General features: G+C 76.0%; 17 protein-coding genes. 5 read left to right on the top strand and 12 right to left on the bottom strand.

All coding sequences use genetic code 11. The features are described from left to right. Nucleotides 1-99: 99 nt before the first annotated feature. Entirely contained in the window at nucleotides 100-906 is an 807-nt protein-coding gene (locus K1J57_RS23620) for an AraC family transcriptional regulator (protein ID WP_255646539.1), read from the bottom strand. Nucleotides 907-1,016: 110 nt separating this feature from the next. Here K1J57_RS23620 and K1J57_RS23615 point away from each other — a divergent pair, with 110 nt between their 5' ends. Then, nucleotides 1,017-2,222 carry a cysteine desulfurase-like protein gene (locus K1J57_RS23615; protein ID WP_220560817.1) on the top strand — a complete coding sequence of 402 codons (1,206 nt, stop codon included), beginning with the start codon at nucleotides 1,017-1,019 and terminating at the stop codon, nucleotides 2,220-2,222. 21 nt (nucleotides 2,223-2,243) lie between these two features. On the opposite strand, the gene K1J57_RS23610 is transcribed toward K1J57_RS23615, so the two are convergent. The 9 genes from K1J57_RS23610 to aztA form a co-directional block, all read right to left on the bottom strand. Continuing rightward, on the bottom strand, nucleotides 2,244-3,644 hold the full coding sequence (locus K1J57_RS23610; protein ID WP_220560816.1) for a PEP/pyruvate-binding domain-containing protein: 1,401 nt from the start codon (nucleotides 3,642-3,644) through the stop codon (nucleotides 2,244-2,246). Continuing rightward, complete coding sequence (locus tag K1J57_RS23605; protein WP_220560815.1) at nucleotides 3,641-4,225, bottom strand: transcriptional regulator; 585 nt, start codon at nucleotides 4,223-4,225, stop codon at nucleotides 3,641-3,643. Before K1J57_RS23605 ends, K1J57_RS23610 begins: the two co-directional genes overlap by 4 nt. Before the next feature lie 85 nt (nucleotides 4,226-4,310). Next, nucleotides 4,311-6,098, bottom strand: coding sequence for an ABC transporter ATP-binding protein (locus K1J57_RS23600; protein ID WP_220560814.1), 1,788 nt, complete (start codon nucleotides 6,096-6,098; stop codon nucleotides 4,311-4,313). Next, on the bottom strand, nucleotides 6,095-7,852 hold the full coding sequence (locus K1J57_RS23595; protein WP_220560813.1) for an ATP-binding cassette domain-containing protein: 1,758 nt from the start codon (nucleotides 7,850-7,852) through the stop codon (nucleotides 6,095-6,097). The genes K1J57_RS23600 and K1J57_RS23595 overlap by 4 nt, the downstream gene beginning before the upstream one ends. A 48-nt stretch (nucleotides 7,853-7,900) precedes the next feature. Further along, on the bottom strand, nucleotides 7,901-8,944 hold the full coding sequence (locus K1J57_RS23590; RefSeq protein WP_220560812.1) for an ABC transporter substrate-binding protein: 1,044 nt from the start codon (nucleotides 8,942-8,944) through the stop codon (nucleotides 7,901-7,903). Continuing rightward, entirely contained in the window at nucleotides 8,941-9,741 is an 801-nt protein-coding gene (locus tag K1J57_RS23585) for an ABC transporter ATP-binding protein (protein ID WP_220560810.1), read from the bottom strand. The genes K1J57_RS23590 and K1J57_RS23585 overlap by 4 nt, the downstream gene beginning before the upstream one ends. Continuing rightward, a complete protein-coding gene (locus K1J57_RS23580; RefSeq protein ID WP_220560809.1) occupies nucleotides 9,738-10,844 on the bottom strand; it encodes an iron ABC transporter permease in 1,107 nt (368 codons plus the stop codon). Before K1J57_RS23580 ends, K1J57_RS23585 begins: the two co-directional genes overlap by 4 nt. A 250-nt stretch (nucleotides 10,845-11,094) precedes the next feature. Next, entirely contained in the window at nucleotides 11,095-11,550 is a 456-nt protein-coding gene (locus K1J57_RS33650; RefSeq protein ID WP_255646538.1) for a hypothetical protein, read from the bottom strand. Nucleotides 11,551-11,705: 155 nt separating this feature from the next. After that, nucleotides 11,706-12,389 carry a zinc ABC transporter ATP-binding protein AztA gene (gene aztA / locus K1J57_RS23570; RefSeq protein ID WP_220560808.1) on the bottom strand — a complete coding sequence of 228 codons (684 nt, stop codon included), beginning with the start codon at nucleotides 12,387-12,389 and terminating at the stop codon, nucleotides 11,706-11,708. 51 nt (nucleotides 12,390-12,440) lie between these two features. On the opposite strand from aztA, the gene aztB reads away from it, so the two are divergent. From aztB to aztD, 4 genes are all read left to right on the top strand, one after another. After that, nucleotides 12,441-13,325, top strand: a complete 885-nt coding sequence (gene aztB / locus K1J57_RS23565; RefSeq protein WP_220560807.1) for a zinc ABC transporter permease AztB — start codon at nucleotides 12,441-12,443, stop codon at nucleotides 13,323-13,325. Beyond that, nucleotides 13,322-14,521 carry an ABC transporter gene (locus tag K1J57_RS23560; protein ID WP_220560806.1) on the top strand — a complete coding sequence of 400 codons (1,200 nt, stop codon included), beginning with the start codon at nucleotides 13,322-13,324 and terminating at the stop codon, nucleotides 14,519-14,521. The genes aztB and K1J57_RS23560 overlap by 4 nt, the downstream gene beginning before the upstream one ends. Nucleotides 14,522-14,525: 4 nt before the next feature. Next, a complete protein-coding gene (aztC, locus tag K1J57_RS23555; RefSeq protein ID WP_220560805.1) occupies nucleotides 14,526-15,458 on the top strand; it encodes a zinc ABC transporter substrate-binding protein AztC in 933 nt (310 codons plus the stop codon). Nucleotides 15,459-15,538: 80 nt separating this feature from the next. After that, nucleotides 15,539-16,726 (top strand): zinc metallochaperone AztD, encoded by a 1,188-nt coding sequence (gene aztD / locus K1J57_RS23550; protein WP_220560804.1) that lies wholly within the window; start codon nucleotides 15,539-15,541, stop codon nucleotides 16,724-16,726. Between the two features lie 42 nt (nucleotides 16,727-16,768). Here the strand turns inward: aztD and K1J57_RS23545 are convergent, their stop codons facing one another. Further along, entirely contained in the window at nucleotides 16,769-17,665 is an 897-nt protein-coding gene (locus K1J57_RS23545) for an alpha/beta fold hydrolase (RefSeq protein ID WP_220560802.1), read from the bottom strand. After that, nucleotides 17,662-19,164, bottom strand: a complete 1,503-nt coding sequence (locus K1J57_RS23540) for an NAD(P)/FAD-dependent oxidoreductase (protein WP_220560801.1) — start codon at nucleotides 19,162-19,164, stop codon at nucleotides 17,662-17,664. Before K1J57_RS23540 ends, K1J57_RS23545 begins: the two co-directional genes overlap by 4 nt. Nucleotides 19,165-19,300: the final 136 nt, after the last annotated feature.

Here is a 19,300-nt window from a genome sequence, read left to right as displayed (position 1 = left end):
GGGTTGCCTAACCGAACTTAGGGTGCATTTACCCGGCGCGCAATCACGCAGATGTGACAACCTTTGTCGCGAAACGGACATTCGTCCCCCGGAACGCCGTCACCCGGCCCGGAAACGGCCGGGGCTGGTGCCCGTGATGCGGCGGAACGCCGTGCCGAAAGCGCTCGCGGAGTGATAGCCGACACACGCCGCCACGTCCTCGATGTCCTCCCCGCGCGACAGCAGCGCGATCGCGTGCCGCACCCGCGCGGTGGCCACCCAGCGGCTGAAGCCCAGCCCGGTCCCGGCCCGGAACGCCCGCGTGATGGTGCGGGTGCTCACCCCCAGCCGGGCCGCCCACGCGGCCAGGGTGGTGGTGTCCGCCGGGTCCGCCAGCACCGCCTCCACGATGGGGGCCAGCAGCGGGGACTCGGGGATCTGCAGCAGGATCTCGTTGCGGGCCGGGGCGATCAGGTCCAGCACCATACCCTCGGTGCGGGCGCGCTCGTCCCCGGACAGGTCCCCGTGGTCCAGGCGGTCCAGCAGCAGCCGCAGCAGCGGCGTGACCTCGACCGCCACCGGCCGGTCGGCGATCGCGGGCACCGCGTGCACCCCGAAGTGCGCGGCCCGGTGCCGGGTCCCGGCGGGCGTCCACCCGCTGTGGCGCACCCCGGCGGGGATCCACAGGCCCACGGTCGGCGTGATGGTCCACACCCGCGTCCCGACCGTCGCCGAGGAGGCGCCGTGCTCGTTCCACAGCAGCTCGTGGGTGGGGTGGGCGTGCTCCTCCCAGAAGGTGTCGCGGGCGATGACCTCCTCCGAGCCCCACACCACGAACGGCACGTCGATCTCCCCGGCCTCGTACACGGGCAGCCGGCGGTTGTCGAACCCCGGGTCCGCACCGGGAAGGACGTCTCGTATGACCACGTCGTTCAGGGTACGGCCCCGGCGCGCGGGCGGCCGCGCCCCGCCCGCGCCCGCGGGGGTGGGCGGTGCGATGCTGTCGGTGACCCGCAGGCATTCGACGGAGGAGCCCCATGACGGCGTTCGACCTCGGCGCGTTCCGCGCGCAGTTCCCCTCCCTGGATTCGGGGATCGCCCACTTCGACGGGCCCGGCGGCACCCAGACCCCGGTCCGGGTCGGGGAGGCGATCGCCCGCACGCTCACCGGGCCGCTGTCCAACCGGGGGGCGTCGGCGGCCTCGGAGGCCAACGCCGAGGCGGCCGTGGCGGCGTTCCGCCGCGCCTACGCCGACCTGCTGGGGTGCGCGCCGGAGGGCGTGGTGTACGGGCGCAGCGCCACCCAGATCACCTACGATTTCTCCCGCCACCTGTCCCGGGACTGGGGCCCCGGCGACGAGGTCGTGGTCACCCGGCTGGACCACGACTCCAACGTCCGCCCCTGGGTGCAGGCCGCCGAGCGCACCGGCGCGACCGTGCGGTGGATCGACTTCGACCCGGCCACCGCCGAGCCCGACCTGTCCGGGCTGGACGCGGTGATCAACGAGCGCACCCGGCTGGTGGCCGTCGGGGCGGCCTCCAACCTGCTGGGCACCCGGGTGCCCGTGCGCGCGATCGCCGACCGCGCCCACCGGGCGGGCGCGCTGGTCTACGTCGACGGGGTGCACCACGCCGCCCACGCGGTGGTGGACGTGCGGGAGCTGGGCGCCGACTTCTACGTGTGCTCCCCCTACAAGTTCCTGGGCCCGCACTGCGCGGTCCTGGCCGCCGACCCGGCGCTGCTGGAGACCGTCGTCCCGGACAAGCTGGTGCCCTCCACCGACGCGGTGCCCGAGCGGTTCGAGTACGGCACCCTGCCCTACGAGACCATGGCCGGGGCCACCGAGGCGGTGGAGGTGCTGGCCGACCTCGCCCCGGCGGGCGGCGACCGGCGCGGGCGGCTGGCCGCCGCCCGCCGGCTGCTGGAGGAGCACGAGGTGTCGCTGCGCGACAGGGTCGAGGCGGCCCTGGCCGGGCTGGGCGGGGCGGTGGAGGTGCACTCGCGGGCGGCCGATCGCACGCCGACGCTGTTCATGACCTTCCCCGGCCGCCGCAGCGCCGACGTCTCGCGCCTGCTCGCCGAACGCGGCGTGCTGGCCCCCGCCGGGAGCTTCTACGCCTACGAGGCGTTCGCCCGGCTGGGCGTGGACGACACCGCCGGGCTGCGCGTGGGCATGGCCCCCTACACGGCGGAGGAGGACGTCGACCGCCTGCTGTCCGCCCTCGCCGACGCCCTGCGCTGACCGGCCGCCGTGGGCCCCGGGTCAGCGGGCCAGGGCGCGGTGGGCGGCGGCCAGGCGGTCGGTGTCGGTGCCCTCCCCGGCGCCGGTGACGGCGTCCGCCCAGGCCAGGAGGGTGTCCACGGCCGAGTCGGCGGGCGGGGGCGCGGTGGGGCGCTCCCCCAGGGCGACCCGGCCGGTGGTGCCGTCGAGGGTGAGGAGGTCGCCCTCGGCGACCCAGCGGTCCCCCGCGCGCACGCGCCCCGGTTCGACGTGCAGGCCGACCGCGCCCACCACCGCGGGCCGGCCCAGGGCGCGGGCCACCACTGCGGCGTGCGAGGCGGCCCCGCCCCGGGCAGTGAGCACCCCCGCCGCGGCGGCGAGCCCCGCCATGTCCGCCGGGGAGGTCTCCGGGCGCACCAGCACCACCGGTCCGCGGGCGGCCATGCGCACCGCCGACGCGGTGTCGGTGGCGATGCGCCCCACCACCGCTCCGGGGCCCGCGGGGGTGCCGCGGGTCCACAGGTCGGCGCCCTCGGCCAGGACGGGCAGCCGGGCGCGTTCCAGGTCGGCGGTCGCGACCCGCGCCAGCGCCTCGGCGCGGGTGATGACGCCGTGTTCGGCGAGGCCGACGGCGGTGCGCACGGCCGCGGCTCCGGTGAAGCCCGCGGGGCGCACCTGGAGGAGCCACAGCCGCCCCGTCTCGACGGTGAACTCCAGGTAGCAGGCGTCCCGGTAGTGGGCCTGCGTGCGGTCCAGGGCGTCGCACAGGTCCGCCCACGCGCGCGGCTCGCGCTCGGCCAGGGCGGTCAGGGGCAGCGGCAGCGCACGCCCCGAGACCACGGCGTCGCCCCGGCTGCGGAAGAGCACGTCGCCGGCGGGGCCGGGCGACCCGTCCACCGGGTCGCGACCGAACGCCACCCCCGAGGCGCTGCGGTCGTCGCGGTCGCCGTCCACCATGGCCTGGACGACCACCGCCGTGCCCGCGTCGCCGTCGATCCCGTGCAGCGCCCGGTAGGTGCGCGCCCGCGGGGCGTCCCAGGACCCGAGCACCTCGACGAGGGCCGCCGTCAGCCGTTCCCGGGCCCCCTCGGGCCCGGCGCCGGCGCCCCCGACGGGCGGCGCGCCCAGGCCCAGGACGGTGGCCATCATGCCGGGCATGGACACCGCGGCGCCCGAGCGCACCGACACGGTCAGGGCCGGGGTGCCGCCCAGGGTGCGGCCGGTCCGCCGCTCCAGGGCGGCCAGGGCGGCGCGGACCTCCGCCTCCAGCCCGTCCGGGAGGCGGCCCAGGCTGCGGAAGGCCCGGCAGGCCCCGGTGGTGACGACGAACCCCGGCGGCACGGGCAGGCCCAGGCGCCGCAGGGTGATGAGGCCGTGGGCCTTGCCGCCGATGTCGCCGGGCCCGTCGGCCACGGCCGGGTCCAGGGGCCGCACCCACCTCATCGGGGGACCCCCAGGGTGGCGAGCAGGTCCTCGTGGAGCTGGAACCAGAGCGTGTGGTAGGAGGCGAGGTGGTCGGTCAGGTACTCCGTGCGCCCCGCGCGGGCGTGCTCCAGGGCGCGGGCCAGGCCGGGCCGGTACCGGCCGAACCGGGGCAGCGCGGCGGCGAGCGCGTCGCAGACCGGGGCCGCCCGCCGGTCCAGGTCGGCGAACAGGTCCAGGACGCGGGCCTCGGCGGCCGGGTCTCCGGGGCGGCGCAGCTGCCAGGCCGAGCACAGGTCGAGGAGTTCGGGGTTGAGCTCCAGGAACCGCTCGTAGGCGGCCGCGACGGCCGGTCCGGCCCCGGCTGCCTCCAGCTCCCGGGTCCGCGCGCGGGCGTCGGCCTCCCGTCCGGCCGCGGTCTGTCCCCAGCCGCCGAAGGGCCCGCTGTGGCGGACCACCAGCCCGTCGACGGCCAGGTCGATGAGGGCGGACTCGGCCTCGTCCGGGTCCAGGCCGGTGACGGCCGCGACGGTCTCCACGGAGCTGAACCCGATGCAGCGCAGGGTGGACAGCACCGCGGCGGGGGGATCGGTGGACGCCATGTCCGCACCTCACGCCTTCTCAGATGTCGATGACATCCAGATGATAACCACATCTGGATGCCCGTGGCGTCCGGAGTTTCGATCCTCAGCCCGGGGCGTCCAGCTGGGGGGCGACCAGGCGCCGGTAGGCGGGGCAGTCCCGGAGCAGGTCGGCGTGGGCGCCGTCGCCCACCGGGACCCCCGCGTCCAGGACGATGATCCGTTCGGCGCGCACCAGCGTGGTCAGGCGGTGGGCGATGGTGATCGTGGTGCGGCCCGCCCGGGCGGCGGCGATCGCCTCCTGGACGTCGTGTTCGCCGACGGCGTCGAGCTGGCTGACCGCCTCGTCCAGGACCAGCACCCGGGCCGGTTTCAGCAGGGTGCGGGCCAGGGCCAGCCGCTGGCGCTCGCCGCCCGACAGGGAGCGGCCGTTGTCGGCGAGCACCGTGTCCAGGCCCTGTGGCAGCCGCCGGACCACGTCGTCCACCCGCGCCGCCTCCAGCACCCGCCACAGGTCGGCGTCGCCGAGGTCGTCGTCGGTGGCCAGCAGCAGGTTGTCGCGCACCGTCTCCCGGAACAGGGCGACGTCCTGGGGCAGCAGCGACACCACCCCCGGCAGCGCCGGTCGGGTGTAGCCGGGCAGGGGCGCCCCGGCGGCCTCCACCCGGCCCTGCCCCGGGTCCACGCACCGGGCCAGGACCTGCGCGAACGTGGACTTGCCCGACCCCGACCTCCCGGCGATCGCGATGTGCTCCCCGGGCCGGACGCGCACGGTCAGGTCCCGCACGGCCGGGCGGGCCGACGCCTGCGCGTCGACGTCGCTCCACCGGAAGGTCACCCCCTCGGCCCGCACCCGGCCGCCCTCCTCGGGCGGCGCGGCCAGGTCGCCGTGGGCGGCGACCGGCGGGCGCGCGGTCAGCAGCGCGCCGATCCGCGCCGCGGCCTCGCCGGTGGTGCCGTAGTGGCGGGTCATCGCCGCCCATTGCAGGACCGGGGCGGTCGCCATGGTGGCCAGCACGATCGCGAAGGGCACCGCCTCGGGGGCGAGGGTGCCGCGCTCCAGCTGCCAGGCGGCGGCCGCCGCGGTGGCCACCGCCGCCAGCAGGGCGACCGCGCCCAGCACGGCGGTCTCGGCCCCCGAGCGGCGGGCGTTGCGGAACTGGGCGGTGAGCAGCCGGTCGTCCAGGGCGGCCAGCCGCTCGGCCCGCCGGGGCACCAGCCCGTAGCCGACGATCTCGCGGACGGCCCCGGTGTTCTCGGCGACCTCGCCGCCCAGTTCGGCCAGCGCGGTGCGGATCCGCTCGCCCTGGGGGCGCGCCCACCGCCGGGCGGCCAGGGTGAGGGCGACGGACAGGGCCAGGACGGGAGCGGTGAGCAGGGCGGCGGGCGGGCTCACCGCGGCCAGCGCGCCCCACAGCAGCGGGGTGGCCGCCCAGGCGCTGAGCGTGTAAATGGAGGAGTGGGCGTAGAAGATCTCCAGCGCCTCGGCGTCCGACAGGGACGAGGTGAGCAGGTCGCCGGAGCGGCGGCGGGAGAGCCCGGCGGGGGCGAGCCGGGCCAGGGCGTCGTACACCCACAGCCGCACCCGGGCCAGCACCCGGAAGCTCAGGTCGTGCGAGAGCCAGGACTCCAGCCACGAGGCGGCCGACCGGACGGCCACGGCCGCCAGGGTGGCGGCCGCCGGTGCCGCCAGGTCGGCGGGCCCGCCGCCGGCCAGGACCGTGACGACGGCCCACACCCCGCCCAGCGCGGCGCCCGCCTGGGCCAGCAGGGCCAGGGTGTTGAAGGCGACGGCCGCCAGGTACACGCCCCGGTGGCCGGCCAGGGCCGCCCACATGCCGGGCCAGGTGGCGAGTCCGGCCGCGGGCGGCGCCGGCCCGGTCGCGGCGGTCATCGCACGCCTCCCGTCCCCGCGCGCTGGGCGTCGACCAGCCGCGCCCAGTGCCCCTGCCCCAGTGCCAGTTCCCCCGGCGGGCCGAACTCCGCCACCCGCCCCCGGTCCAGGACCAGGACCAGGTCGGCGTGCGCGACGGTGGAGAGCCGGTGCGCGATGACGACCATGGTGCGCTCGCCGCGCCCGGCGCGCAGGAAGCCGGTGATGAGCGCCTCGTTCTCCGCGTCCAGCGCGCTGGTGGCCTCGTCCAGGAGCAGCAGCCGGGCGTCGGCGGCCAGGGCGCGGGCCAGGGCGACGCGCTGGCGCTGGCCTCCCGAGAGCAGCCGCCCGCCCTCGCCGACGGCTGAGTCGAGGCCGTCGTCCAGCTGCCCGGCCACGTCGTCCACCCGGGCCCGGGCGACGGCGTCGGCGACCCGGGCGTCGGCCTCCGGTCCGGGGGGACCGGCGGCGAGGGCGATGTTCTCCCGGATCGTGCCGGACAGCAGGACCACGTCCTGTGCGACGCGGGCGGTGCCGCGGCGCAGCCCGGACAGCGACAGGTCGGCGAGGTCGCGGCCCTGGAGCAGGACCCGCCCGGAGTCGGGGTCCATGTCGCGCAGCAGCAGCCGCCCCAGGGTGGTCTTGCCCGCGCCGGAGGCGCCGACCACCGCGAGCACCGAGCCCGCGGGGACGGCGAACGACACCCCGCGCAGCGCGGGCCCGGCCGCGCCGGGGAAGGTGAAGTCCACGTTCTCGAAGGCCACCGAGGGCGGCCCCGCCCACTCCGCCGGCGCCGCCCCGGGCCGGTCGCGGACGGGGGGCTCGGTCTCCAGCAGCCGGGTGATCGCGCCGGCCGCGGCGATGCCGTGGAACCCCTCGTGCCAGTACCCGCTCAGCTCCTGCTGGGGGCGGAAGCACTCGGCGGACAGGAACAGCACCAGCAGCACCGACTCCAGGGGCAGCGAGCCGCGGGAGGCCTCCAGCGCCGCCGTGAGCGTGGCCCCGGCCGTCCCGACGGACATCGCCGCGTTCATCACCGCCGACACCCCCAGCGAGGCCCGCATGTTCGCGGTCGTGGCCGCGCGCAGGTCCTCGGCGGCCCCGGCCAGATGTGCGCGCCGCCGGTCGGCGGCGCCCAGCGCCACCAGGGTCGGCAGGCCGCGGACGGTGTCGCCGACCCGGTCGGCGAACGCCTCGAATCTGTCCCAGTGGTCCCGGGCCCGGTCGCGCAGGACCAGGCGCCACAGGCGCTGGGCGAAGGGGACCGTGAGCACGCACACCAGCACCACGGCCGCCACCGGCGGGGAGACCGCGACGAGCACGGCGAGCAGCACCGCCGGGACCGCCCACGACACCAGCAGCTGGGGCAGGTAGAACCCGATGTAGCCCTGGAGGTGCTCGACCCCGTCGACGGCGGTCGGCTGCACCCCGCCGCGCCCCCGCGGCCAGGTGTGGCCGGGGCCCAGTTCGTAGATCCGGTCCATCACCCGGGCCCGGACCGCCCGTTTGACCCGGGCCGCGGTGGCGGTCGCCAGCTGGTCGCGGACCCACAGGCAGACCCCGCGCCCGGCCGCGCAGGCGGCGGTGGCGGCCAGGGCGCCCGCCACCGCCGGCGCGCCGCCGTCCCCCCAGCGCAGCAGGGCGCCGGTCACGGAGGCCAGGCCGAAGGCCACCCCCACGGAGAACCCGGCGGCCGCCACAGCAGCGGCCGCGGTGGCGGCGACGCCGCCGCGTACGGGGGCCAGGAAGGGCCGGATCCCTCGGTTCAGGTACATCGCCGGGCCTTTCGTCTGCGGTAGGGGGCCGGTGGCGGACGGGACCGGTCAGAACAGGTCGGGGTGCAGTTCGGCGGCGATCCGCTCGACCGCGTCGATGTTGCCCAGGGTCCCGGGGAACAGGTCCGAGTTCGGCACCGCGACGAGCCGGTCCCGGGCGACGGCCGACACGTCGGGGAAGGTCTCGGCCAGGTACGCGCGGGTGGCGGCCTCGTGCTCGGCGTCGTTGACGGAGAACACGATGACCTCGGGGTCGCGCGAGGTGATCTCCTCCGGGGTGACGACGGCGGCGAAGAACTCGGCGAAGGCGGGTTCGTCGCGCTCGAAGACGTTGTCGCCGCCGGCGCGGTCGATGATGTCGTACTCCACGCCGCCGCCGATCGCGGAGAGGGTCGTCCCCTCGACGTAGAGCTGGGCGACGCTCGGCCGCTCGGCCCCCTCGACGGTGCCGGCGACCTCCTCCAGCCGTGCGCGCCCCTGCTCGGAGAGCTCCTCGGCCCGCTCGGTGACGGAGAAGACCAGGCCGAGGTCGGCGATGTCGGTGAACAGGTCGTCGACCGTGCCGGCGGCCCGGCGGTCGGAGCAGCCGCCGGTGGCGGTGTAGGCCTCGGCCCCGGCGCCGGCGAGCTGTTCGATGCTGGCGAAGCCCTGCTCGGCGGTGAACTCGTAGTCCGTGGGCGAGTAGACGAAGTCGGGGGCCGCGCCGAGCAGGTCCTCCCGGGCGGGCGGGGCCTCCTCGCTGAGCACGGGCACATCGGTGAGCTGCGCGGTGATGTCCTCGTCGAGCTCGTGGTGGGCGACCTGGGCCTGGCCGACGAGGCGGTCCGCCAGCCCGAGTTCGACGAGGAGCTCGGTCTGGGAGGGGCTCAGGCCGACAACGCTCTCGGGCGCGGACTGGAACGTCAGCTCCCTGCCGCAGTTCTCGACGGTGACGGGGTACCCCCGGCCGGCCTCCTCCCCTGCCGCGGGCACGGGCTCCACCGAGGTCCCGCAGGCGCTCAGGGCCAGGGCGGTGCCCGTGAGGAGGGCGAGAGCGGTGAGGGGGCGGCGCCCCCGGGATACGTGCCGCCGGGTCGTGTGCTGCCGGTTCATGCGGTTCCTTCCGTGAGGGTGTCGGGGGCGGCGGGGCGGGCCACGCCGTGCAGGAGCAGGTGCGGCCGCCGGGGGCCGTGGACGATGTCGGCGTCGACGCGGAAGCGGTCGCGCAGGACGTCGGGGGTGAGGACCTCGGCGGGGGTGCCGGACCTGTCCAGGCGGCCCTCGACGAGCAGGGCGACCCGGTCGCAGTGGGCCAGGGCCAGGTCGAGGTCGTGCAGGGCGATGAGGGTGGTCAGCCCGAGCTCGCCGATGAGGTCCATGAGTTCGAGCCGGTGGGCGGTGTCCAGGTGGTTGGTGGGCTCGTCCAGGACGAGCACCCGGGCCTGCTGGGTGATCGCCCGGGCCAGCAGGACCCGCTGGCGCTCTCCCCCGGACAGTTCCGCGACCTGGCGGCCGGCCAGGCCGAGCACGCCGACCCGGTCCATCGCCTCCCGGGCGATGTCCAGGTCCCGGTCCGTGTCGGGGGAGAACCCGCGGTGGTGGGGGGTGCGGCCCAGCAGGACGGACTCCAGGGCGGTGATCCCGAAGTCCTCGTGGGAGTCCTGGGCGACCACGGCGACGCGGCGGGCGACCTCGCGCGGCCGCAGGTCGCGCACGTCGTCGCCGTCGAGCAGCACGCGCCCGGTGCTGGGGCGCAGCACCCGGCACACGGTGCGCAGCAGCGTGGACTTGCCGCTGCCGTTGGTGCCCAGGACGCCCAGGACCGATCCGGGGGCCGCCTCGACGGAGACGTCGTGGACCACGGTGCGGCTCCCCCGTACCACGGAGACCCCCTCCAGTACGACCCTCACCGGTCCATCCCCACGGTCGAGGCGCGGTCGCGCCGCAGCAGCCACAGGAAGAAGGGGGCGCCGACCACGGCGGTGAGGATGCCCAGGGGGACCTCCACCGGTGCGGCGACGGTGCGGGCCATCAGGTCGGCGGCGGCCAGGAAGACGGCGCCGCCGAGCACGCTCACCGGGAGCATGACCCGGTGGTCGGTGCCCACGAGGATGCGCGCGATGTGCGGGATGATCAGGCCGACGAAGCCGATACTGCCGCTCACCGAGACGACGGCGCCCACCAGGAGTGCGGAGACCAGCAGCAGGACGGTGCGCAGCCGGTCCACGGAGACGCCAAGGGAGGTGGCGGCCTCGTCGCCCGCGAGCAGGGCGTTGATCCCGCGCACGTTGGCGCCGACGACGACGAGCGCGGCGAGCAGCGCCAGGGCGGGCGCGAGCAGGGACCCCATGGTGGCGGCCGACACCGAGCCGAGCAGGAAGAACATGACGCTGAAGACGTTCTGCGCCTCGGTGGTCAGGGTGAGGTAGCTGGTGACGGCGCTGAACAGGGCGCCGAGCGCGACCCCGGCGAGGATGAGCCGCTGCGGGGCGATGCGGCCGTGCCTGCGGGCGATGAAGTAGACGGCGGCGGTGGCCGCGGCGGCCCCGGCGAAGGCCGCCGTCGAGAGCGACAGGCCGCCGACGGCCCCGCCCACGACGACCAGGACCGCGCCGACGCCCGCCCCGGAGGAGACGCCCAGGACGTACGGCTCGGCGAGCGGGTTGTGCACGACGGCCTGCATGAGCGCGCCCGCCAGGGCCAGGGAGGCCCCGGCCAGGGCGGCGAGCAGGGCCCGGGGGAGCCGGAAGCCCCACACCGCCTGGTCCTGGAGCACGGTGTAGGTGCCGTCGGTCATCCAGGGCATGCCCGGGACGAGGTGCCCCAGCAGCAGCCGGGCGGCGTCCAGCGGGGTCAGGTCGACCGCCCCGGTGGCGGCCGAGGCCAGGATCACGGCCACGAGGGCGGCCGCCAGGAGGAGCGCGGCGGGGAGGCCGCGCCGCCGCCGTCCGGGCCGGGCGGCCGGGGGCGGTGGCGCGGGGAGCCCGGCGCGGTGCGGGCTGCGCGTGCTCATGGGTCGGGGGTTCCTCTCCGGGGCCGTGGGGGCGGTGCGGGGGCGCGTCCGGCCGGGTGGGGGCGCACCCCGGCCATGCGGACAATGAAAACGGTTTTCGTTTCATGAGTATAGACCTCCGCGAAACGGGACGGATCCACCGCCCGCGGCTCCAGCCCCTCGGTCGCCCCGGGGCCGCGCGCCCGGAGCACGCGAAAGGGGGCGGAACAGCCGTTCCGCCCCCCGTGGCCCGCCGGGCCCCGTGCCCCGGTCAGGGACCGGTGGAGTGCTCGTCCCAGTGGCCGTCGTGCTCGCGGTGCAGGTGCCCGTCGTGCACGTAGTCCACGTGCCCCTGGTGGGGCACCGCCACGTGCCCGCACCCCTCCCCGTGCCGGTGGTCGTGGTCCTCGTGGACGGCGTGCCCCTCGTGCGCGCACTCGTCCCAATGGCCCTCGTGGCCGTGGTGCAGGTGCCCGTCGTGCACGTAGTCCACGTGCCCCTGGTGGGGCACCGCCACGTGCCCGCACCCCTCCCCGTGCCGGTGGTCGTGGTCCTCGTGGACGGCGTGCCCCTCGTGCGCGCACTCGTCCCAATGGCCCTCGTGGCCGTGGTGCAGGTGCCCGTCGTGCACGTAGTCCACGTGCCCCTGGTGGGGCACCGCCACGTGCCCGCAGGAGGCACCGTGCTCGTGGGTGTGGTCCTCGTGTACGAGGTGTCGCGTCGCCATCGCTCCCCCAGGGGCTCGGTCGGTCCCGCGCCGGCCCGCCGCCGCACCGCTCCGCGGCCGCGCGGCGGACCGGCCGCACAGGGACCAGTCGATCAGAGAACACCCTCCGCGGGGAACCTCGGTGGCGGCGGACCGGGGAAAGCTTGACCCGCGCCTCACCTTTGGGCGAGCGCCCCGCCGGCCTCCCGGGGCAGCCCGCCCCGCATCCGCAGGACGAGGTCGGCGCGCGCGGCCTCGCGTTCGGAGTGCGTGGCGTGCACGACGGTGACCCCGCGGGCGCGCTCCTGCTCCAGCACCTCCCCGATCCGGGCGCGGGAGTCCGCGTCCAGGCCGGTCGCGGGCTCGTCGAGCAGGAGCAGGTCCGCCTCCTGGGCCAGCCCCTGGGCCAGCAGGACCCGCTGGCGCTGCCCGCCGGACAGCTCGCCCAGCTGCCGCCGGGCCAGGTCGGCGACCCCCAGCCGCTCCATGCACGCCCCGACCTCCTCCCGGTCCCGGCGGGTCAGCCTGCGCCACGGCCCCCGCAGCCCCCACCTGCCCATCTCCACGGTCTCCCGCACCGTGATGGGCAGCGCGTCGGAGACCGCGCTGCGCTGCACAACGAGGGCGGGGCGGCGCGGCGTGCCCAGGCTCACACTCCCGGTCCGCGGGGCCAGGACCCCGGCCATGACGGACAGCAGCGTGGACTTGCCCGAGCCGTTGGCCCCCACCAGGGCGGTCACCGTCCCCGCGGGGAGCGCCAGGGTGACGCCGCGCAGGACGTCGCGGCCGCCGTGGCCCGCGTACACGTCCGCCAGTTCGACCGCCGGCGCCCCTGCCGTACCGGCCCCGTCCGAGGTCATGCCCACCTCCGATTTGGTAGTGAAAACGGTTTTCATTATAGAGTGCCCGGCATGGAAGCCCTATTCGCCCCCTTCGAGGTGGTCTTCGTGCAGCGTGCGCTGTGGGGAGGCGTCCTCGTGTCCCTCATCTGCGCACTGGCCGGAACCTGGGTGGTGCTGCGCGGGATGGCCTTCCTGGGGGACGCGATGTCCCACGGAATGCTCCCCGGGGTCGCCCTGGCCTCGCTGCTGGGCGGCAACCTGTTCGTCGGCGCTGCCGCGGCCGCGGCCGGGATGGCGCTGGGGGTCACCGCGCTGAACCGCTCGCCGCGCCTGTCCCAGGACACGAGCATCGGCCTGCTCTTCGTCGGCATGCTCTCGGCGGGGGTGATCATCGTCTCCCACTCGGGGTCCTTCGCCGTCGACCTCACCGGCTTCCTGTTCGGCGACGTCCTGGCCGTGCGGGAGCAGGACCTGGTCCTGCTCGCCCTGGCCCTGCTGGTGGCCCTCCCCGTCGCGGTCCTGGGACACCGCTCCTTCACCGCCCTGGCCTTCGACCCGCGCAAGGCGACGACCCTGGGCCTGGCCCCCCGGGCCGCGCACGCCGCCATGCTCGGCCTCATCACCCTGGCGGTGGTCGCCTCGTTCCACGTGGTCGGCACCCTGCTCGTCTTCGGCCTGCTCATCGCCCCTCCGGCCGCGGCCGCGCTCTGGGCCAGGAGCATCCCCGCGATCATGGCCGGCGCCGCCGTACTGGGCTGCACCGCCACCTTCGTCGGTCTGCTCGTGTCCTGGCACTGGGGCACCGCGGCCGGGGCCAGCATCTCGGCCACCGCCGTGGCCCTCTTCTTCTGCTCGGCCGCCCTGTCCCGGCTCCGGCCCGGCGGCGGCCCCACTCCCCCCGACGACGATCCCCCCGCACCCCTGCACACGGACGAAAGGTCGAACGCGTCATGATCCGCACCCACCGCAGAGGCCGGCTCCCGGCGTCGGGCGCCGGGCTGCTCGCCGCCGCGCTGCTCGCCGGATGCGGCCCCGCGCCGCAGGAGGAGCCGCCCGCGGACGCCGAGCCGACCCCGCACGGCTACGTCGAGGGGGCTGAAGAGGCCGCCGAGCCCCAGTCGCGCCTGGTCCTGGCCGACGACGAGGGCCGGATCCAGGTCCTGGACCTGATCACCGAGGAGTCCACCCTGCTGGACCCCGTCGGCCCCGTCGACGGGATCACCGGCGACGGGCGGTTCGCGTACCTGTCGTCATCCGATGAACGGACGACCTCCGTCGTCGACAGCGGCGTGTGGACCGTCGACCACGGCGACCACTCCCACTACTACCGGGCGGAGATCCGCACGGCCGGGACCGCCGACATCACCGCCGCGAGCGCGGCGACCGACACCGCCCTCACCGCCCTGAACGGCGCCGACGGCACGCTCGCGCTGCTGGACCGGCCCTCCCTGGAGGACGGGACCGCCGCCGCTGCCGCCGCCGACCCGCGGGCGGCCGGCCTGACCCTCCCCTACGCCGAGCGGCTGATCGTGGCCGAGGACGGCCCCGTACAGGTCCTGGACCGGGACGGCGGACCCCTGGAGACCCTGGGCGAGGAGTGCGCCGACCCCGGGGCATGGGCCGACACCCGCCGCGGCCTCGTCCTGGGCTGCGCGGACGGCGCGCTCGTGGTCACCGAGGACGACGGCGCCCTGACCGCGGAGCCCCTCCCCTACCCCGACGGCCTGCCGGCCGGGGCCGCCGTCGCCGGGTTCCACCACCGGCCCGGGGCCGCGGCCCTGGCGGCGGTCCCCGCCCCGGACACCGTCCTCGTGCTCGACCTCGCCGAACGGCGCTGGGACCACTGGGAGCTGCCCGGCGTCGTCACGGCGACGGCGGTCGGCGAGGGCGCCTCCGTACTCGCCCTCACCGAGGACGGGGCCCTGCACGCCCTGGACCCCGCCACCGGCGAGGAACGCGCCCGCACCGACCTCCTGGAGCGGGTCGACGCCGAGCACCCCCCGACCCTCCAGGTGGACACCTCCCGGGCCTACGTCAACGACGCGCACGCCGGACGGGTCCACGAGATCGACTACAACGACGACCTGCGCGTGGCACGCACCTTCGAGACCGAGGTCGCGCCCCACCACATGGTCGAGACCGGACGGTGAACCGATGAGCAGCCCCCGCACCCGGCCGCGCACCGCGGCGCTCGCCCTGGCCCTGGCCGCCGCCCTCGGCCTCTCCTCCTGCTCCGCCGGCGACGGCCCCGGCGAGGGGATCGTGGTCACCACCAACATCCTCGGCGACCTCACCCGCGCGGTGGTCGGCGACCAGGCCGAGGTGACCGTCCTGATGAAGCCCGACGCCGACCCCCACTCCTTCGGGGTCTCCGCCCAGGAGGCCGCGCTCATCGAGGGCGCCGCCCTGGTGGTGCACAACGGCCTGGGCCTGGAGGAGGGCGTGGCCCGCAACGTGGCCGCCGCCGAGGAGGCGGGCGTCCCCGTCCTGGCGGTGGGCGAGGCCGTCGACCCGCTGCCCTACACCTCCGACGAGAGCGAGGGCGAACCCGACCCCCACTTCTGGACCGACCCCGCACGGGTCGCCGCCGCCGTGGACCTCATCGCCGAACAGGTCGTGGAGCGGGTCGACGGCGTCGACGCCGAGGCGGTCCGCGCCAACGCCGAGGCCTACGGCGGGGAGCTGGCCGAACTGGACGAGTGGATGACCGCCGAGTTCGACGCGATCCCCCGCGAGGAGCGCCGGCTGGTGACCAACCACCACGTCTTCGGCTACCTCGCCGACCGCTACGGCTTCGAGGTCATCGGCGCGGTCATCCCCTCCGGCACCACCCTGGCCTCCCCCAGCGCCTCGGACCTGCAGTCCCTCGCCGAAGCGGTCGAGGCCGCCGGCGTGCGGGCGGTGTTCGCCGACTCCTCCCAGCCCGACCGGCTGGCCACGGTCATGGCCGAGCAGGCCGGCGTGGAGATCGACGTCATCCCGCTCTACTCCGAATCGCTGACCGGCCCGGACGGCGGAGCGCCCACCTACCTGGACATGATGCGCGCCAACACCGAGGCCATCGTCGACGGCCTCACCGCGCCCTGACCCCTGCCCCCCGCCCGCGGCGCCCCGCGCCCCGGAGAACACCCGTCCCCGCAAGAGAACGACACAAGGATCGAAACACCATGAGATCACCCCGCACCGCGGCACGGGCGGCCCTGCCCGTCGCCCTCTCCGCCGGACTGCTGCTGAGCGCCTGCTCGGCCGGCCAGGACGGCGGGGCCGAGCAGGCCTCCACGGACGCCTCCCCCGCCGAGGCCGCCATCGCGAACCCGATCGCGGTCACCTACGACGGCGGCATCTACGTCCTGGACGGCGACACCCTGGAGGTCGCCCAAGACATCGAGATCGAGGGCTTCAACCGGCTCAACCCCGCCGGGGACGACCGCCACGTGTTCGTCTCCACCTCCGAGGGCTTCCAGGTCCTGGACGCCGCCGCCGGCGAGCTGACCGACACCGTGTTCGCGGCCGACACCCCCGGCCACGTCGTCCGCCACGCCGGGCGCACCGTGCTGTTCGCCGACGGCAGCGGCGAGATCACCGCCTTCGACTCCGACGCCCTGGGCGACGGGATCCCCGAGGACGCCGAGACCCACACCGCCGAGGAGGCCCACCACGGGGTGGCCGTCGAACGGGAGAACGGCGAACTCCTGCTCACCATCGGCACCGAGGAGGAGCGCACCGGCGCCCTCGTCCTGGACGCCGACGGCGAGGAGATCGCCCGCAGCGAGGACTGCCCCGGCGTCCACGGCGAGGCCGCCGCCGAGGGCGACACCATCGTCATCGGCTGCGAGGACGGCGTCCTGGTCTACGGCGACGACGGGTTCACCAAGGTCGACGCCGAGCACGACTACGGCCGCATCGGCAACCAGGCCGGATCCGACACCTCGCCCATCGTCCTGGGCGACTACAAGACCGACCCGGACGCCGAACTGGAGCGCCCCGAGCAGGTCTCCCTGATCGACACCTCCGACGCCTCGCTCACCCTGGTCGAGCTGCCCTCCAGCTACACCTTCCGCTCCCTGGGCCGCGGCCCCGGGGACGAGGCCCTGGTCCTGGGCACCGACGGCTCCCTGCACGTCATCGACCCCGAGACCGCCGAGCTCACCGACTCCATCGAGCTGATGGACGCCTGGGAGGAGCCGCTGGAGTGGCAGCAGCCGCGCCCGGCCCTCTTCGTCCGCGGCGGCACCGCCTACGTGACCGACACCGCCACCCGCCAGGTCCACGCCCTGAACCTGGAGACCGGCGAGGTCACCGCGTCGACCACCCTGGAGGAGACCCCCAACGAGCTGAGCGGCGTCGCCCCCTGACCCGCCGGGGCCGGTGCGCGCCGCGCGCACCGGCCCCCGGGCTCAGCCCCCGGCGCGGGCCGTGTGGTCCCGGACCAGGTCCACCAGCCGATCCACCACCCCCGGGGCCAGGTGGTGGGCCATCCCCCCGATCTCCACGAACCTGGCCCCCGGCACGGCCCGCGCGGTGGCCCGCCCGCCGCTGGGGTGCACCATGAGGTCCACGTCCCCGTGCACCACGAGCGTGGGGGCGCCGATCCGCGCCAGCTCCCGGGTCCGGTCCCCCGAGGCGTGGATGGCCCCGATCTGCCGCGGCACCCCGCTGCGGGCCCGCACTCCCCCGGCCCGCTCCCACAGGCCCCGCGCCCAGGCGACCTCCTCGTCGATGTCCGGCGGGAAGACCGCCGACCCGATGTGCCGCAGGAACGCCAGGTGCTTGCGCACCGACTCCTCGACCGTGCGCGCCGGGCGCCCGCCCATGCGGGCCAGGCTCGACCACGCCACCCGGCCCACCCGCCGCTCCCCCGTGGTGGAGAAGACCGACGTGAGCGACGCCGTCCGGTCGGGGTGGCGGGCCGCGAGGGTCTGCCCGATCATGCCGCCCATCGACATCCCCACCAGGTGGGCGCGTTCGATGCCCAGGTGGTCCAGCAGGCCCACGGTGTCCGCGGCCATGGCGCCCAGGTCGTAGGAGTCCGGGCGCGGCCGACCCAGCACGCTGTGCAAGGGGGACGGCGACGGCGTCGGCACCCGCGTGGAGCGGCCCGCGTCCCGGTTGTCGAAGGCGACCACCCGCGCGCCCCGGTCCAGGAGCCCGTCGACCATCCGCCGGGGCCAGGACGTCAGGTCCAGTCCCAGGCCCGCGATGAGCAGCACCGGGACCCCCTCCGGCGGCCCCTGGACGCGGTAGCAGATCCGCGTGCCGTCCGACAGGTCGGCGAACCGGTCCTCCCCCGTCACGCCGACGCCTCCGTCCGCACCGGCGCCGCCGCCCTCGCGAAGCGCAGTTCGGGGTCGGCCACCCGGTCCGCCCGCAGCAGTGCCACGTCCTCGGTGTAGCCCGTGGAGGTCAGCCACGGGGCGCGGTCGCCCTGGCGGGGCAGCTCCGCCACCGACCGCCGCACGTACCCGGCCGCGAAGTCCAGCAGCGGGCGCGTGGGCATCCCCGGATCCGAGGGCTCGGGCACGCAGATGTCGTACCCGCGGGCGTCCATGTGCTCCAGCAGGCGGCAGAAGTGCTCGCACAGCAGGCCGACCTTGAGCGTCCAGGACGTGTTGGTGTACCCGACCGCGAACGCCAGGTTGGGCACCCCCGACAGCATCATCCCCTTGTAGGCCACCGTGTCGGGCAGGCGCACCGGCGCGCCGTCCACCGTCAGCTCCACACCGCCGAACAGCCGGAGGTTCAGGCCGGTGGCGGTGACGACGACGTCGGCCTCCACCTCCCGCCCCGACTCCAGCAGCAGCCCCTTCTCCGTGAAGGAGGCGATCCGGTCGGTCACCACCGACGCCCGCCCCGAGCGGACCGCCCGGAAGAAGTCGCCGTCGGGCGCCGCGCACAGCCGCTGGTCCCAGGGGTCGTAGGGCGGGGAGAAGTGCTCGTCCACCGGGTACCCGGCGGGCAGCTGCGCGACCGTCACCCGGCGGATGAGCCCGCGCGCCGCCTTGGGAAAGCGCCGGCAGAACCTCCAGACCAGGGCGCTCTTCCAGATGTTCTTACGCCGTGCCATCCGGTGGCCCCGCTCGTCACCGAAGACCCTGCGCAGCCGGTCGGCCAGGGCGTCCCCGCGCGGCACCGGCATGATGTACGTGGGCGTGCGCTGCACCATGGTGACGTGCCCGGCCTCGCGCGCCATCGCCGGGACCAGCGTGACCGCGGTGGCCCCGCTGCCGATCACCGCGACTTTTCCGTCCGCGTAGTCCAGGTCCCGCGGCCAGTGCTGGGGGTGCACGACCGTGCCGGCGAACCGCTCGCGGCCCTCGAAGCGCGGGGTGAAGCCCTCGTCGTAGCGGTAGTAGCCGGAGGCGCTGAACAGCCACCCGGCGCTCAGCCGCAGCCGCTCACCGGTGTCGGTGCGCTCGATCTCCACCAGCCACCGCGCCCGCTCGCTCGACCACTCGGCGCCCAGCACCCGGTGGTGGTACCGGATGTGCGGCCCCAGGCCGTTCTCCTCGACCGCCTCCCGCAGGTACGCCAGGATGCGGTCGGCGTCGGCGATGGCCTGGTGGTCCCGCCACGGCTTGAACTCGTAGCCGAAGGTGTGCAGGTCCGAGTCCGAGCGGACGCCCGGGTACCGGAACAGGTCCCAGGTCCCCCCGACGGCCGCCCGGGCCTCCAGGACCGCGAACCGCTTTCCGGGGTGGTGCTCCTTCAGGTACCGCGCGGCCCCGATCCCGGAGATGCCCGCCCCGACGACGAGCACGTCCAGGTGCTCCACCTCTGTCCGCCCACCGGCCATGTACCGCTCTCCTCCGTTCGGCGCGCCTCTACCACCCTGTGCGAACCGGGCCGTGTCGTGCCGGCGCACCGCGCACCGTGCTCCCGGTCCGCGTGGTGCACAACGCTACTGCGGCCCCCTCCCGGCCGGTCCCCTC

This window comes from Nocardiopsis sp. MT53 (genome assembly GCF_019598965.1).
In the GTDB taxonomy this organism is placed as follows: Bacteria; Actinomycetota; Actinomycetes; order Streptosporangiales; family Streptosporangiaceae; genus Nocardiopsis; species Nocardiopsis changdeensis.
Note: the sequence above shows the minus strand (reverse complement) of the source record. Positions and strands in the feature narration are given on the sequence as shown.